Origin of the sequence: Streptomyces sp. NPDC091287, assembly GCF_044768525.1 — a bacterium.
GTDB lineage: Bacteria > Actinomycetota > Actinomycetes > Streptomycetales > Streptomycetaceae > Streptomyces.
On sequence record NZ_JBIVUV010000029.1, the window covers coordinates 65,127 to 81,115 of the forward strand.

Annotated in this window: 13 protein-coding genes and 1 pseudogene; 13 read left to right on the forward strand and 1 reads right to left on the reverse strand. The window is 71.9% G+C overall.

The features are described from left to right. Window positions 1-3: 3 nt before the first annotated feature. A pseudogene (locus ACIQRW_RS35860) lies at window positions 4-2,213 on the reverse strand (ATP-binding protein). A 222-nt stretch (window positions 2,214-2,435) separates the two neighbouring features. Between ACIQRW_RS35860 and ACIQRW_RS35865 the strand changes: the two are divergent. The 13 genes from ACIQRW_RS35865 to nusB all read left to right on the forward strand — a co-directional run bounded on the left by ACIQRW_RS35865 (window position 2,436) and on the right by nusB (window position 15,842). Then, window positions 2,436-2,897, forward strand: coding sequence for a DUF948 domain-containing protein (locus ACIQRW_RS35865; protein WP_403768862.1), 462 nt, complete (start codon window positions 2,436-2,438; stop codon window positions 2,895-2,897). Window positions 2,898-2,904: 7 nt separating this feature from the next. Then, entirely contained in the window at window positions 2,905-3,252 is a 348-nt protein-coding gene (locus ACIQRW_RS35870) for a DUF6167 family protein (RefSeq protein WP_403768865.1), read from the forward strand. Further along, window positions 3,252-5,921 (forward strand): alanine--tRNA ligase, encoded by a 2,670-nt coding sequence (alaS, locus tag ACIQRW_RS35875; RefSeq protein WP_403768868.1) that lies wholly within the window; start codon window positions 3,252-3,254, stop codon window positions 5,919-5,921. The genes ACIQRW_RS35870 and alaS overlap by 1 nt, the downstream gene beginning before the upstream one ends. A gap of 8 nt (window positions 5,922-5,929) precedes the next feature. Continuing rightward, the gene (ruvX, locus tag ACIQRW_RS35880) at window positions 5,930-6,403 is read left to right on the forward strand and encodes a Holliday junction resolvase RuvX (RefSeq protein WP_179892451.1); all 474 of its coding nucleotides are present in this window, start codon (window positions 5,930-5,932) and stop codon (window positions 6,401-6,403) included. Window positions 6,404-6,503: 100 nt separating this feature from the next. Further along, on the forward strand, window positions 6,504-8,267 hold the full coding sequence (mltG, locus tag ACIQRW_RS35885) for an endolytic transglycosylase MltG (protein ID WP_403768871.1): 1,764 nt from the start codon (window positions 6,504-6,506) through the stop codon (window positions 8,265-8,267). Beyond that, window positions 8,264-9,091 (forward strand): shikimate dehydrogenase, encoded by an 828-nt coding sequence (locus tag ACIQRW_RS35890; protein WP_403768874.1) that lies wholly within the window; start codon window positions 8,264-8,266, stop codon window positions 9,089-9,091. The genes mltG and ACIQRW_RS35890 overlap by 4 nt, the downstream gene beginning before the upstream one ends. Before the next feature lie 145 nt (window positions 9,092-9,236). Beyond that, window positions 9,237-10,421, forward strand: a complete 1,185-nt coding sequence (aroC, locus tag ACIQRW_RS35895; RefSeq protein ID WP_403768877.1) for a chorismate synthase — start codon at window positions 9,237-9,239, stop codon at window positions 10,419-10,421. Beyond that, complete coding sequence (aroB, locus tag ACIQRW_RS35900; protein ID WP_403768880.1) at window positions 10,418-12,055, forward strand: 3-dehydroquinate synthase; 1,638 nt, start codon at window positions 10,418-10,420, stop codon at window positions 12,053-12,055. The genes aroC and aroB overlap by 4 nt, the downstream gene beginning before the upstream one ends. Beyond that, a complete protein-coding gene (locus ACIQRW_RS35905; protein ID WP_403768883.1) occupies window positions 12,052-12,492 on the forward strand; it encodes a type II 3-dehydroquinate dehydratase in 441 nt (146 codons plus the stop codon). The genes aroB and ACIQRW_RS35905 overlap by 4 nt, the downstream gene beginning before the upstream one ends. 142 nt (window positions 12,493-12,634) lie before the next feature. Beyond that, complete coding sequence (locus ACIQRW_RS35910; RefSeq protein WP_403768886.1) at window positions 12,635-13,558, forward strand: Pro-rich N-terminal domain-containing protein; 924 nt, start codon at window positions 12,635-12,637, stop codon at window positions 13,556-13,558. Between the two features lie 126 nt (window positions 13,559-13,684). Then, window positions 13,685-14,791: a M24 family metallopeptidase gene (locus tag ACIQRW_RS35915; protein ID WP_382156971.1), complete on the forward strand. Its 1,107-nt coding sequence runs from the start codon at window positions 13,685-13,687 to the stop codon at window positions 14,789-14,791. Between the two features lie 50 nt (window positions 14,792-14,841). Further along, a complete protein-coding gene (efp, locus tag ACIQRW_RS35920; RefSeq protein WP_007453234.1) occupies window positions 14,842-15,408 on the forward strand; it encodes an elongation factor P in 567 nt (188 codons plus the stop codon). A gap of 2 nt (window positions 15,409-15,410) precedes the next feature. Next, window positions 15,411-15,842 (forward strand): transcription antitermination factor NusB, encoded by a 432-nt coding sequence (gene nusB, locus ACIQRW_RS35925; RefSeq protein WP_007453233.1) that lies wholly within the window; start codon window positions 15,411-15,413, stop codon window positions 15,840-15,842. The last annotated feature ends 147 nt before the right edge of the window (window positions 15,843-15,989 follow it).

Here is a 15,989-nt window from a genome sequence, read left to right on the forward strand (position 1 = left end):
CTCTCACCAGCGCTCCGGCCCGCCCCTCCCTGTCATCCGGGAGGCGGCGGGCCTTCGCGTTCCCCCGGATCCGCCCGCCGTCGGCGCCCCGCCCGTGCCCGGCCCGTCCACCGCCGGGGTCCGCCACCGGCCAGGGCTCGGTCGACCGCGGCCCCCGGATCCAGCCGCCGGCCCGCCCGCAGCCCCTCCTCGTACGCCACGTTCCCCAGCTCCCGGCGCGCCTGCTCCTCGCACTCCGCCCGCGGCCGCCCGTAGAACGCCGAGCCGAACAGCTGCAGCCCCACCGACGGCCAGATGCCCTCCGCCGCTCCCTGGAGCACGGCGGCTTCCCCGGCGTCCCCCTCCACCGCCGTCACCAGGGCCAGCAGCTCCAGCGACAGCACCGTGCCCAGCAGATCGTTGAACGTCCGGCCGATCGTCAGGCACTCCCCGAGCATCTGCCGCGCCAGGGCCGGCCGCCCCCGCCGCAGCGCCGCGTACGCCAGGACGTACAGCGCGTATGCCAGCGCCCACCGCTCCCCGTGGTCCTCGCAGATCTCCCGGACCTCTTCGCAGAGCGCCGCGGCCGCGTCCAGATCACCGAGGAACGCCACCGCCATGGCCAGCTCCACCTGGGCCATCAGCACATTGCTGTTCAGCTCGCCGACCTCGCGGTACCGGCCGAGCGCGTCACGGAGCAGCTCCTCGGCGCGCTCCATGTCGTCCGTCACGATCGCCAGGCACCCCGTGCGGTGCACCGCGTACGCCAGTGCCGTCGCGTCCCCGGAGCGTTCGGCCTCCTCCCGGCACTCCTGGAGTGCCGAGATCGCGCCGACCGCGTCACCCTGCAGCACGGCCACGTAGCCCAGTACCCACAGCACCTTCAGCCGTGCGGCGTCGTGCGGGGTCGGCTCCTCCAGGACGTGGTCCAGCCAGTGCCGCCCCTCGGACAGCCGCCCGCAACCGGTCCAGTAGAACCACAGCGTGCCCGCCAGATGCTGCGCCAGATGCACCTCGTCGGGGCTCTCCATCGAACATTCCATCGCCCGGCGGAGATTGGGCAGCTCGCTGTCGACGCGCGCCGCCACCTCCGCCTGGCGCGGGCTGAACCAGTCCAGCTCGCACCAGGTCGCGAGCCCCAGGAACCAGTCCCGGTGCCGCCGCCGCAGCCGCGGGGCGTCCCCGGCGGCAGCCAGCCACTGCGCCCCGTACTCGCTGACCGTGTCCAGCAGCCGGTAGCGGGCGCCGGTCGGGCCGTCCTCGCGCTCCACCACCGACTGGGCGAGCAGCTCGTCCAGCACATCGAGCACCGAGTCGGCCGGCAGGTCCGGCCCGCCGCAGATGTACTCGGCGGCCTCCAGGTCGAACTGTCCCGCGAACACCGAGAGCCGCGCCCACAGCAGCCGTTGCTCGGGCGTGCACAGTTCATGGCTCCAGCCGATCGCCGTACGCAGCGTCTGGTGGCGGGGCGGCGCGCCGCGGCGGCCCCCGGTCAGCAGCCGGAACCGGTCGTCCAGGCGCAGGAGCACCTGTTCCACCGAGAGCGCGCGCAGCCGCCCGGCCGCCAGTTCGAGGGCCAGCGGGATCCCGTCGAGGCGGCGGCAGAGCTCCAGCACGGACGCCCGCTCGCCCGCCGTCGGCTGCCAGCCCGGCCGGACCCCGCGCGCCCGCTCGGTGAAGAGCTCCACGGCGTCCCTGTCGGACATCGGGGCGAGCGGGAACGTCCGCTCTCCGTCCACCCGGAGGGGGCAGCGTCCGGCCGCGAGCACCTGGAGGCGTGGGGCCCGGCGCAGGAGTTCGGTGACGAGGCCGGCGCAGGCGTCGACGAGGTGCTCGAAGCCGTCGATCACCAGCAGCGTCCGGCGCTCCGAGAGATGTTCGACGAGGACGGCGCGCGGGGGCCTGCTGGTGTGATCGGTCAGGCCCAGGGCGTCGATCAGGGCGTGTTCCAGCAGATCGGGGTGGCGCACGGCGGACAGCTCGGCCAGCAGGACCCCGTCGCAGTACCGTTTCTCCCGAAGTGCGGCGACCCGGATGACGCACCGGGTCTTGCCCACGCCCGCCACTCCGGCGACGGTGACGAGCCTGGACTCCTCCAGCAGCCCGCCCAGCTCGGCCAGTTCGTCCTCGCGCCCCACGAAGGGGTTCAGTTCGGCCGGGAGGTTGCCGGGCGCCGGTGCGGGGCGGGCGTCCGGATCGTCGGGATTCGGGCAGGGGTCGTGCAGGCGTCGCATGAAACACGGAGCGTACTGGCTTGAAAGCTCTCCGTACAATCTCGTTATGGCAACTCCCGCCCGGCCCGCGGAGAATGCGGTAGGGGAGGAGATGCGCGGCGCGATAGGCTCGTGCGACGACGATCGGGCGTCCGGGCCGAGGCCCGGACGCGACCGACGGAGACAAGGCCCGGCAGGGCCCGAGCGACGAGCAGAGAGCGGTGCACAGTGTCCGGTGGAGAGGTGGCCGGGATCCTCGTGGCCGTCTTCTGGGCGATCCTGGTCTCGTTCCTCGCCGTGGTGCTGGTGAGGCTCGCCCAGACGCTCAGGGCGACCACCAAGCTCGTGGCGGACGTGACCGAACAGGCCGTTCCGCTGCTGGCCGACGCCTCGGCGACGGTGCGCTCCGCGCAGACGCAGCTGGACAAGGTCGACGCCATCGCGAGCGACGTCCAGGAGGTGACCTCCAACGCCTCCGCGCTCTCCACGACCGTCGCCTCCACCTTCGGCGGCCCCCTCGTCAAGGTCGCCGCGTTCGGCTACGGCGTACGGCAGGCCCTCGGCCGCCGTACCGCACCCGAGCCCGAACCGGAACCGGCGCGGAGCAGAGGCTCCGCCCGCCGCACGGTGATCGTCGGCCGGACCGTACCCTCGGCGCGCGGACGCAGGCGCGAACGCCGAAACGCCCGCGGACAGAAGGACTGATCGAGCGATGTTCCGCCGCACGTTCTGGTTCACCGCCGGCGCAGCCGCCGGTGTGTGGGCCACCACCAAGGTCAACCGCAAGCTCAAGCAGCTGACCCCCGAGAGCCTCGCGGCGCAGGCCGCGGACAAGGCGATCGAGACCGGTCACAAGCTCAAGGACTTCGCCCTCGACGTACGCGAGGGCATGGTCAGGCGCGAAGCCGAACTGGGCGGCGCACTGGGCCTGGAAGCGCCGGTCGACCCCGACCTTCCCGTACAGCGGCACTTCGCCGTCGAAGCGGCCGAACCGCCCGCGAACGCGAAGACGTACCGCAAGCTCCCCTACAACTCGAACAACCGGAATGAGGACCACTGATGGAGTCGGCTGAAATTCGCCGCCGCTGGCTGAGCTTCTTCGAGGAGCGCGGCCACACCGCCGTGCCTTCGGCGTCGCTCATCGCGGACGACCCGACTCTGCTGCTGGTCCCCGCGGGCATGGTCCCCTTCAAGCCGTACTTCCTCGGCGAGGTCAAGCCGCCCGCCCCGCGCGTCACCAGCGTGCAGAAGTGCGTCCGTACGCCGGACATCGAAGAGGTCGGCAAGACCACCCGCCACGGCACCTTCTTCCAGATGTGCGGCAACTTCTCCTTCGGGGACTACTTCAAGGAAGGCGCCATCCAGCTCGCCTGGGAGGCGCTGACCAACTCCGTCGAGGACGGCGGCTACGGCCTCGACCCCGAGAAGCTCTGGATCACGGTCTACCTCGACGACGACGAGGCCGAGCAGATCTGGCGCGACAAGATCGGCGTTCCCGCCGAGCGCATCCAGCGCCTGGGCAAGAAGGACAACTTCTGGTCCATGGGCGTCCCCGGACCCTGCGGCCCGTGCTCGGAGATCAACTACGACCGCGGCCCCGAGTTCGGAGTCGAGGGCGGCCCGGCCGTCAACGACGAGCGCTACGTGGAGATCTGGAACCTGGTCTTCATGCAGTACGAGCGCGGCGCCGGCGACGGCAAGGAGGACTTCCCGATCCTCGGGGACCTGCCGTCGAAGAACATCGACACCGGTCTCGGCCTCGAACGCCTCGCCATGATCCTCCAGGGCGTACAGAACATGTACGAGACCGACACCCTGCGCGTCGTCATGGACAAGGCCACCGAGCTGACCGGGGTCCGCTACGGCGCCGAGCAGGGAACGGACGTCTCGCTCCGCGTCGTCGCCGACCACATCCGTACGTCGGTGATGCTCATCGGCGACGGCGTCACCCCCGGCAACGAGGGCCGCGGCTACGTGCTGCGCCGCATCATGCGCCGCGCCATCCGCAACATGCGCCTGATGGGCGCCACCGGCTCGGTCGTGAAGGACCTGGTCGACGTCGTGATCGACACGATGGGGCTTCAGTACCCCGAGCTGATCACCGACCGCAAGCGCATCGAGACGGTCGCGCTCGCCGAGGAAGCCGCCTTCCTCAAGGCCCTCAAGGGCGGCACCAACATCCTGGAGACCGCCGTCACCGAGACCAAGGCCGCCGGCGGCCAGGTCCTCGCCGGCGACAAGGCGTTCCTGCTCCACGACACCTGGGGCTTCCCGATCGACCTCACCCTGGAGATGGCCGCCGAGCAGGGGCTCTCCGTGGACGAGGACGGCTTCCGCCGCCTCATGCAGGAGCAGCGCGACAAGGCCAAGGCCGACGCCCGCGCCAAGAAGACCGGTCACGCCGACCTCTCCGCCTACCGCGAGGTGGCCGACACCTCCGGCGCCACCGAGTTCACCGGCTACACCTCCACCGCCGGCGAGTCCACCATCGTCGGCCTGCTGGTCGACGGCGTGCCCTCGCCCGCCGCCACCGAGGGCGACGAGGTCGAGGTCGTCCTCGACCGCACCCCCTTCTACGCCGAGGGCGGCGGCCAGCTCGCCGACACCGGCCGCATCCGGCTCGACACCGGCGCCGTGATCGAGATCCGCGACGTCCAGAAGCCGGTCCCCGGCGTCCACGTGCACAAGGGCGTCGTCCAGGTCGGCGAGGTGACGGTCGGGGCCCCCGTCTTCGCCTCCATCGACAACACCCGCCGCCGCGCCATCGCCCGCGCCCACAGCGCCACGCACCTCACGCACCAGGCGCTGCGCGACGCGCTGGGCCCGACGGCCGCCCAGGCCGGCTCGGAGAACTCGCCCGGCCGCTTCCGCTTCGACTTCGGTTCGCCCGCCGCCGTCCCCGGCACGGTCCTCACCGACGTCGAGCAGCGGATCAACGAGGTCCTCTCGCGGGAACTCGACGTCCAGGCCGAGGTCATGTCCATCGACGAGGCCAAGAAGCAGGGCGCCATCGCCGAGTTCGGCGAGAAGTACGGCGAGCGGGTCCGCGTCGTCACCATCGGCGACTTCTCCAAGGAGCTGTGCGGCGGCACCCACGTCCACAACACCGCCCAGCTGGGTCTGGTGAAGCTCCTCGGCGAGTCCTCCATCGGCTCCGGCGTGCGCCGTATCGAGGCCCTCGTCGGCGTGGACGCGTACAACTTCCTCGCCCGGGAACACACGGTCGTCGCCCAGCTCCAGGAGCTGGTCAAGGGCCGCCCCGAGGAGCTCCCCGAGAAGATCGCGGGCATGCTCGGCAAGCTCAAGGACGCCGAGAAGGAGATCGAGAAGTTCCGCGCGGAGAAGGTCCTCGCGGCCGCCGCCGGACTCGTCGAGTCCGCCAAGGACGTCCGGGGCACCGCCCTGGTCACGGGCCAGGTCCCCGACGGCACCTCCGCCGACGACCTGCGCAAGCTGGTCCTGGACGTGCGCGGGCGCATCCAGGGCGGCCGGCCGGCCGTCGTGGCCCTGTTCACCACGGTCAACGGCCGCCCGCTCACCGTCATCGCCACCAACGAGGCCGCCCGCGAGCGCGGTCTCAAGGCCGGTGACCTGGTGCGCGCCGCCGCCAAGACCCTCGGTGGCGGTGGCGGCGGCAAGCCGGACGTCGCCCAGGGCGGCGGCACGAACCCGGCCGCCATCGGCGACGCCGTCGCCGCGGTCGAACGCCTCGTCACCGAGACGGCGTGACGAGCGGGATGACGCCGATGCGCCGGGGCCGACGGCTCGCCGTCGACGTCGGGGACGCCCGGATCGGGGTCGCCTCGTGCGACCCCGACGGGATCCTGGCCACGCCGGTGGAGACCGTGCCGGGACGCGACGTCCCGGCCGCCCACCGGCGGCTCCGCCAACTCGTCGAGGAGTACGAGCCGATCGAGGTCATCCTCGGCCTGCCGCGCTCCCTCGGCGGCGGCGAGGGACCGGCGGCCGTCAAGGTCCGGGAGTTCGCGCAGGTGTTCGCCCGCTCGATCGCGCCCGTTCCGGTGCGGCTGGTGGACGAGAGGATGACCACAGTGACGGCCGCTCAGGGGATGCGTGCCTCGGGCGTGAAGTCCAAGAAGGGCCGGTCTGTCATCGACCAAGCTGCCGCTGTGGTGATCCTTCAGAACGCTCTGGAGTCCGAACGGGCGTCAGGTAACCCCCCGGGTGAGGGCGTCGAAGTGGTTGTCTGATCGCGATACGGTAACGTTCCGCGCGATGCGGCGGTGTTCGAACAAACACCGCACAGCGAAGCGAAGAGACGGAACGTCGTCTCGCGGCTCTAGGGGATCGATGACTGAGTATGGCCGGGGCCCCGGCTCCGAACCGTGGCATCCCGAGGACCCCTTGTACGGGGACCAGGGATGGGGAGGCCAGCAGGCCGCCCACGGCCAGGGCCAGTACGGCGACCAGCAGCAGTCCTTTCCGCAGGACCCGTACGCCCAGCAGCAGCCCTATCCGCAGGACCCGTACGCCCAGAACCACCAGCAGTACCAGCAGCAGTACGACCAGCAGAATCAGCAGAACCAGCAGCAGTACGACCACCAGCAGTACGGCACGCCCCAGCAGGACCCGTACGCCCAGCAGCCGGGTGCCCAGCCGCAGTACAACGGCGGCTGGGACACCGGGCAGCAGGCCGCCATGCCGTACGGGGCCGAGCCCCAGGACCCGTACGCACAGCAGCCCGGCGGCTACGACGCCTCGCAGGACTACTACGGCACCCCTGAGGCCTACCCTCCGCCGCAGCCCCCGGGCCGCCGCGACGCCGCAGCCGAACAACAGCAGCAGCAACAGCAGGCGTCGACGGACTGGGACCCGGACCAGCCGCACGAGGAGACGCACCCCTTCTTCACCGGTGCGGACGAACCGGCCGGCCGCGAGCCGCGCGACGAGGACGATGACCCGGACGACGACGGCTCGCGCGCCTCGCGCCGCGACCGCGGCGGCAGCGACCGCCGGGGCGGCAAGGGCAAGAAGAAGAGCCGCAGCGGAGTTGCCTGTCTGGTGGTCTCCGTCGTCCTGCTCGGCGGCCTCGGCGGAGTCAGCTACGTCGGCTACACCTTCTGGCAGGAGCAGTTCGGCGCTCCGGCCGACTACGCGGGGACGGGCACGGGCGAGGTCGAGGTCGAGATCCCCGAAAAGTCGCTCGGCTACGACATCGCCAACATCCTGCGCAAGAAGGGCGTCATCAAGTCCTCCGACGCCTTCGTCGCGGCGCAGAACGACAACCCCAAGGGCAAGTTGCTCCAGGCCGGCGTCTACCTCCTCAAGAAGGAGATGTCCGCCGCCAGCGCGATCGAGTTGATGCTCGACCCCAAGAGCCAGAACGCCTTCGTGATTCCCGAGGGGACCCGGAACGTCAAGGTCTACAGCGAGATCGACAAGCGGCTGGGGCTGGAGGAAGGCACCACGGCGAAGATCGCCAAGACCAAGGCGGAGTCGCTGGGCCTGCCCGACTGGGCGGACGACAACCCGGATGTGAAGGACCCGCTGGAAGGATTCCTCTATCCGGCGGCCTATCCGGTCGCCAAGGGGTCCAAGCCCGAGGACGCGCTGAAGCGGATGGTCTCGCGGGCGAACAAGGAGTACGACAAGCTCGACCTGGAGGGCAGCGCGAAGAAGCTCGGCCTCAAGACTCCGTGGGAGCTCATCACCGTCGCGAGCCTCGTACAGGTCGAGGGCAAGTACAAGCACGACTTCGACAAGGTCGCACGGGTCGTCTACAACCGTCTCAAGCCGGGCAACATGGAGACGGTCGGGCGGCTCGAATTCGACTCCACGGTCAACTACATCAAGGGTCAGAGCACCCTGGACATCGGCGCGGTCGACGAGGTCCGGAAGATCGACGACCCGTACAACACCTACAAGATCATCGGCCTGCCCTCCGGCCCGATCAGCAATCCGGGCGCGGACGCCCTGCACTCGGCGATGAACCCCAAACCGGGCCCCTGGTACTACTTCGTCTCTATCAACGAGGACAAGACGGTCTTCGCCGAGACCAATGAGGAGCACGAGAAGAACCGGCGGGAGTACGAAGAAGGGAAGTCCGGCCAGTGAGTGAGCCCCGCCGGGCCGCCGTCCTCGGCTCGCCCATCGCCCACTCCCTCTCCCCGGTCCTGCACCGCGCCGCGTACGCCGAGCTGGGCCTGGAGAACTGGTCCTACGACCGGTTCGAGGTCGACGAGGCGGCGCTGCCCGGGTTCATCGAGGGGCTGGACGCCTCGTGGGCCGGGCTGTCGCTGACCATGCCGCTCAAGCGGGCGATCATCCCGCTGCTCGACGAGATCAGCGCGACGGCCGCCTCCGTGGAAGCCGTCAACACGGTCGTGTTCACCGAGGACGGCCGGCGGGTCGGTGACAACACCGACATCCCCGGCATGATCGCCGCCCTGCGGGAGCGCGGGATCGACAAGGTCGACTCCGCCGCGGTCCTCGGCGCCGGAGCCACCGCCTCCTCCGCGCTCGCCGCGCTCTCCGCGGTCTGCGCCGGACCCGTGACGGCGTACGTGCGCGGCCCGGAGCGCGCGGCCGAGATGAGGGCCTGGGGGGAGCGGCTCGGCGTCGACGTCGTGATCGCCGACTGGGCGGACGCGGCAGCCGCGCTGGCCGCGCCGCTCGTCGTCGCCACCACCCCCGCCGGCGCCACCGATGCCCTGGCCGGATCCGTGCCGACGGCCCCGGGGATCCTCTTCGACGTGCTGTACGAGCCGTGGCCCACCGCGCTCGCCGCCGCCTGGTCGGCGCACGGCGGAGCCGTCGTCGGCGGACTCGACCTCCTCGTGCACCAGGCGCTGCTCCAGGTCGAGCAGATGACCGGCCGGGTCCCGGCGCCGCTGGCCGCCATGCGGCAGGCCGGGGAAGCCGCGCTCGCGGCCCGCTGACGGGCCCGCGGGCCGGCACCGCCCGTCCGTCTGCTGGACCGGCGGCCGGATCGTGCCCCCGGTCGTGGGAGGATCAAAGGCGGCGGGCCAGGGCCGCGCACCCGGTGGCGCCGTTGGATTTCAGGCGCGAGCATGAGGAGCACCGTTGAGCAGGTTGCGCTGGCTGACCGCGGGGGAATCGCACGGCCCCGCACTGGTGGCGACGCTGGAGGGCCTTCCCGCCGGTGTCCCGATCACCACGGAGATGGTGGCGGAGGCGCTGGCCCGGCGACGGCTCGGCTACGGCCGCGGCGCGCGGATGAAGTTCGAGAAGGACGAGGTGACCTTCCTCGGCGGCGTACGCCACGGCCTCACCATGGGCTCCCCGGTCGCCGTCATGGTCGGCAACACCGAGTGGCCCAAGTGGGAGCAGGTCATGTCGGCCGACCCGGTCGACCCCGCCGAGCTGGCGAAGCTCGCCCGTAACGCTCCGCTGACCCGCCCCCGGCCCGGCCACGCCGACCTCGCGGGGATGCAGAAGTACGGCTTCGACGAGGCCCGGCCGGTCCTGGAGCGCGCCAGCGCCCGGGAGACCGCCGCGCGCGTCGCCCTCGGGGCCGTCGCCCGCTCCTACCTCAAGGAGACCGCGGGCATCGAGATCGTCAGCCATGTCGTCGAGCTGGCCGCCGCCAAGGCGCCGTACGGGATCTACCCGGTCCCCGCCGACGTGGAGAAGCTGGACGCCGACCCGGTCCGCTGCCTGGACGCCGACGCGTCCAAGGCGATGGTGGCCGAGATCGACCAGGCCCACAAGGACGGCGACACTCTCGGCGGAGTCGTCGAGGTGCTGGCGTACGGCGTGCCCGTCGGGCTCGGCTCGCACGTGCACTGGGACCGGCGCCTGGACGCCCGGCTCGCCGCAGCGCTCATGGGCATCCAGGCCATCAAGGGCGTCGAGGTCGGCGACGGCTTCGAGCTGGCCCGGGTCCCCGGCTCCAAGGCGCATGACGAGATCGTCGCCACCGAGGACGGCATCAAGCGCACCTCCGGGCGTTCCGGCGGTACCGAGGGCGGGCTCACCACCGGCGAGCTGCTGCGCGTGCGCGCAGCGATGAAGCCCATCGCGACCGTGCCGCGCGCCCTGGCCACCGTGGACGTCGTCACCGGCGAGGCCACCAAGGCCCACCACCAGCGCTCCGACGTCTGCGCCGTCCCGGCCGCGGGCATCGTCGCGGAGGCCATGGTCGCCCTCGTCCTGGCCGACGCGGTCGCGGAGAAGTTCGGCGGCGACAGCGTCCCCGAGACCCACCGCAACGTCCAGTCGTACCTCGACCACCTCCAGATCCGATGAGCGGCCCCCTGGTCGTCCTCGTCGGCCCGATGGGCGTCGGCAAGTCCACCGTCGGCGAACTGCTCGCCGCCCGGCTCGGCACCACCTACCGGGACACCGACGCGGACGTCGTCGCCGAGGCCGGCAAGCCGATCGCGGAGATCTTCTACGACGAGGGCGAGGAGCACTTCCGCGCCCTGGAGCGCCGAGCCGTCGAGGCGGCCGTCGCCGGGCACCCGGGCGTCCTCGCCCTCGGCGGCGGTGCCGTCCTGGACGCGGCGACCAGGAAGCTGCTGGCCGGCCGCCCGGTCGCCTACCTCTCCATGGACGTGGACGAGGCCGTCCGCCGCGTCGGCCTCGGCGCCGCCCGCCCCCTGCTCGCGGTCAACCCGCGCCGGCAGTGGCGCGAGCTGATGGACGCCCGCCGCCCCCTCTACGAAGAGGTCGCCCGGACCGTCGTCGCCACCGACGAGCACACCCCCGAAGAGGTCGCCCAGGCGATCATCGACGCACTGGAACTGCCGGAGGGCGCAGCGGCCCCCGGCGTGGAGAACACCGGTATGACGCAGCAGGGTCCCACCCGCATCCAGGTCGCAGGCTCCGCGGGCTCCGACCCGTACGAGGTCCTCGTCGGCCACCAGCTCCTGGGCGAGCTGCCCCAGCTGATCGGCGACCGCGCGCGACGCGTCGCCGTACTGCACCCGGAGGCGCTCGCCGAGACCGGTGCGGCGGTCCGTCAGGACCTCGCCGACCAGGGGTACGAGGCCATCGCCGTCCAACTGCCCAACGCGGAGGAGGCCAAGACCGTCGAGGTCGCCGCCTACTGCTGGAAGGCGCTCGGCCAGACCGGCTTCACCCGCACCGACGTCATCGTCGGCATCGGGGGCGGCGCCACCACGGACGTCGCCGGGTTCGTCGCGGCCACCTGGCTGCGCGGGGTGCGCTGGATCGCGATCCCGACCACCGTGCTCGGCATGGTCGACGCGGCCGTCGGCGGCAAGACCGGCATCAACACCGCCGAGGGCAAGAACCTCGTCGGCGCCTTCCACCCGCCCGCCGGGGTCCTCTGCGACCTCGCGGCCCTGGAATCCCTGCCGGTCCACGACTACGTCTCCGGCATGGCCGAGATCATCAAGGCCGGCTTCATCGCCGACCCGGTCATCCTCGACCTGATCGAGGCCGACCCGGAGGCCGCCCGTACGCCCGCCGGGCCGCACACCGCCGAGCTGATCGAGCGCTCCATCCGGGTCAAGGCCGAGGTCGTCTCCAGCGACCTCAAGGAGTCCGGACTCCGCGAGATCCTCAACTACGGTCACACCCTGGCCCACGCCATCGAGAAGAACGAGCGCTACAAGTGGCGCCACGGCGCGGCCGTCTCCATCGGCATGGTCTTCGCCGCCGAGCTGGGCCGGCTCGCCGGACGCCTCGACGACGCCACCGCCGACCGGCACCGCAGCATCCTCGAATCGGTGGGTCTGCCGCTCGCCTACCGCGGCGACCAGTGGCCCAAGCTGCTGGAGAACATGAAGGTCGACAAGAAGTCGCGCGGCGACCTGCTGCGCTTCATCGTCCTGGACGGCATCGGCAGGCCCACCGTCCTGGAGGGCCCCGACCCGGCCGTGCTGCTCGCCGCCTACGGGGAGGTCTCCGCGTGACCCGCAGGGTCTTCGTCCTGAACGGCCCCAACCTCGGACGGCTCGGCTCGCGTGAGCCCGACGTCTACGGGGCCACCTCCTACGCCGGACTCGTCGACGCCTGCACGACCCTCGGCAAGGAGCTCGGCTTCGACGTCGAGGTGCGGGAGACCAACGACGAGGGCCAGCTGATCCGCTGGCTCCACGAGGCGGCGGACGGATCGATTCCGGTCGTTCTCAACCCGGGCGCCTTCACGCACTACTCGTACGGCATGCGGGACGCGGCCGCCCAGCGCACCGCCCCGCTGATCGAGGTGCACATCTCCAACCCGTACACCCGCGAGGAGTTCCGGCACACGTCCGTGGTCGCCGCGGTGGCCACGGGCACGGTGGCCGGGTTCGGCATCGGTTCCTACCGGCTCGCGCTGCGCGCCCTGGCCGACGAACTGACGGACTGACACCCCGAGGATGCCCGTCCGCCCTCCGCGCGGCCGACGGGCACTTCGCACCCTCCCGGGCCGTTCACCCCGAGACGGCCAGGGAAGGTACGGTGGCCGTCCCATCAGCGTCAGTTGCAGTTACGAGACGGAGTGGCACCGGATGCAGCACGCAGTGGGGGCCCCGCTGCCGCCGCCCCACGGCCCCGGTATCGGGCACGTCGGCCGGCCGTACCAGGCCCAGCACGCCGGCCACCCCGGCCCGCCCCCGATATCCCCGCCTCCTGGCCAGGCCCCGCCTCCGCCGCCTCCCGGCCAGGCTCCCCCCGCTCCCGGCCAGGCTCCGCCCCCGGCCCAGGGCCGGCCCCAGCAGCCTGCCGCCCCCGGCCAGGCCCCGCAGCCGGGCTGGAGCGGCACCGGGCCCACGCCGCCGCCCGCCGGGCAGGTCACCGGGCACACCGGGCACGTCCAGCTGCCCCCGGGCGGCCCCGTTCCGCTGCCCGCACCGCCCGCCGGGGCCGGCACCGGCGGTGCGACGCTCGCCGTCCTGCTCATCGGCCCCGCCGGGGCGGGCAAGACCACGGTCGCCAAGCTCTGGGCGGCCCGCCGCCAGGTGCCCACCGCCCACGTCTCCCTGGACGACGTCCGCGAATGGGTCTGCTCCGGCTTCGCCGACCCGCAGGCCGGCTGGAACGACCACTCCGAGGCCCAGTACCGGCTGGCCCGCCGCACCTGCGGCTTCGCCGCCCGCAACTTCCTCGCCAACGGCATCTCCTGCATCCTCGACGACGCCGTCTTCCCCGACCGCCCGGTCGTCGGCCTCGGCGGCTGGAAGCGCCACGTGGGCCCCGGCCTGCTGCCCGTGGTCCTGCTGCCCGGCCTGGAGATCGTCCTGGAGCGCAACGCCGCCCGCAGCGGCAACCGCAGGCTCTCCGACGAGGAGGTGGCCCGCATCCACGGCCGGATGGCCGGCTGGTACGGCTCCGGCCTCCCGATCATCGACAACTCCACGTACGACGTCGAGACCACCGCCCGCGTCCTGGACGACGTACTGGCCCGCTCCATCGCCAGCCCGCCCGCCTGGTAGCCGTCGGGGGCCGGCCCGGCCGGGAGAGCTCCCGACGGCGGCCGACCGCGCGGCGCCCCGGTGCCCGGAACCCCGGTCGGGTGCGCTGGCCGGGCGGGGAGCCGCCTCCGCTCGTACGCTCGAACCATGTCAGAGGTGCACGCCGTCCGACGCGGGCTGCTCCGCGACCGGTGCGCCGCCGCGGGCTCCGCGGCCGCCCTGGTCTCCCGCCCCGCCAACGTCCGCTATCTCGCGGGCGGAGCGCCGCCCGGCGCCGTGCTCCTGCTCGGCCCCGGCGAGGACGTTCTGCTCTGCCCCCGCGCCCCGACCGGTGAACCCGCCCACGGGCGGCCCGACGAGGCGCTCCGGATCGATCTTCTGCCCGTCCCGGACGGGGACCCGGTGGTCGCCGCGGCGGGCCTCGCCGCCTCGGCGGGCGCCGATTCGCTCGCCGTCGAGGAGCACGATCTGACCGTGGCCCGGCACCGTGCCATGGGGCAGGCCGCCCCACGGCTCCGGCTGGCCGATCTGGGCTTCACCGTGGAGCAGCAGCGGATCGTCAAGGACGAGGAGGAGATCGGCTGCCTCCGGATCGCCGCCGAGATCACCGACCAGGCCCTCGGCGAACTCCTCGAATCGATCCTGGTCGGCCGCACCGAGCGGCATCTCGCCCTGGAACTGGAGCGCCGCCTGGTCGACCACGGGGCGGACGGCCCCGCCTTCGCCACCTCCGTGGCCACCGGCCCCAACTCCGGCCAGGGCCGCCACCGGCCCTCGGACCGCAGGGTGGAGGAGGGGGATTTCCTCTCCGTCCGCCTCGGCGCGAGCTACCACGGCTACCGCTGCGAGATCGGCCGGACCTTCGTCATCGGCACCGCCCCCGCCGAGTGGCAGATCGAGCTCTACGACCTCGTTTTCGCCGCTCAGCGGGCCGGCCGGGAGGCCCTGGCGCCGGGGGCCGCCTACCGGGACGTGGACCGCGCCGCCCGGCATCCGCTGGAGTCGGCGGGGCACGGAGAGGGGCTTCAGCCGAGGACCGGGCACGGTGTGGGGCTCGAAATCGAGGAGGACCCGCAACTGGCACCGACAGCCATGGGTAAACTGGACGCTTGTGTGCCGGTCACCGTCGAACCGGGGGTCCACCTCCCGGGCCGGGGCGGTGTCCGGATCGATGACACGCTCGTCGTGCGCCCCGAGGCGGACGGCGGACCCGAGCTACTCACCATGACGACCAAGGAGCTGCTCGCGCTCTAGCGCGCATCCGCGGTCGTTCCACCAGCTTCAGTCCAGGAGATTCCGCAACCGTGGCTTCCACGAACGACCTCAAGAACGGCCTGGTGCTCAAGCTCGACGGAGGCCAGCTCTGGTCCGTCGTCGAGTTCCAGCACGTCAAGCCCGGCAAGGGCCCCGCCTTCGTGCGCACCAAGCTCAAGAACGTGCTCTCCGGCAAGGTCGTCGACAAGACGTTCAACGCCGGCGTGAAGGTCGAGACGGCCACCATTGACCGCCGAGACATGCAGTTCTCGTACATGGACGGCGAGTACTTCGTCTTCATGGACATGGACACCTACGACCAGCTCATGGTCGACCGCAAGGCCGTCGGCGACGCCGCCAACTTCCTGATCGAGGGCTTCACCGCCTCCGTCGCCCAGCACGAGGGCGAGGTGCTCTACGTCGAGCTGCCCGCCGCGGTCGAGCTGACGATCCAGCACACCGACCCGGGCGTCCAGGGCGACCGTTCCACCGGCGGCACCAAGCCCGCCACGCTGGAGACCGGTTACGAGATCGGCGTGCCGCTCTTCATCAGCACCGGCGAGAAGATCAAGGTCGACACCCGCTCGGGCGACTACCTCGGCCGGGTGAACAGCTAACCGTGGCTGCCCGGAACAAGGCCCGCAAGCGCGCCTTCCAGATCCTCTTCGAGGCCGACCAGCGCGGTGAGTCCGTGCAGAGCGTGCTCGCGGACTGGGTTCGGCTCTCGCGGACCGACGACCGTCAGCCGCCGGTCGGTGAATTCACGATGGAGCTCGTCGAGGGGTACGCGCAGTACGCGGACCGGATCGACGACCTCATCGTCACCTACGCCGTGGACTGGGAGATCGACCGCATGCCGGTCGTCGACCGGAGCATCCTGCGGCTCGGTGCGTACGAGCTGATCTGGATGGACGAGACCCCGGACGCCGTGGTGATCGACGAGGCCGTCCAGCTCGCCAAGGAGTTCTCCACCGATGACTCCCCGTCCTTCGTGAACGGCCTGCTGGCCCGTTTCAAGGACCTGAAGCCGAACCTCCGCCGGGAGCAGTAGCCCCCGGCCGCGACGGTTCGGTCGCACACACCACGAAGGGCTCACGGTCAGCCGGCGGTTTCTAGGGGTCGTCGCAACACGTGGTTGTGTTGGTCAGGCCGTGAGCAGTTTATGCAGGCGCTCGGCTGGGGTTTCCCAGCCGAGCGT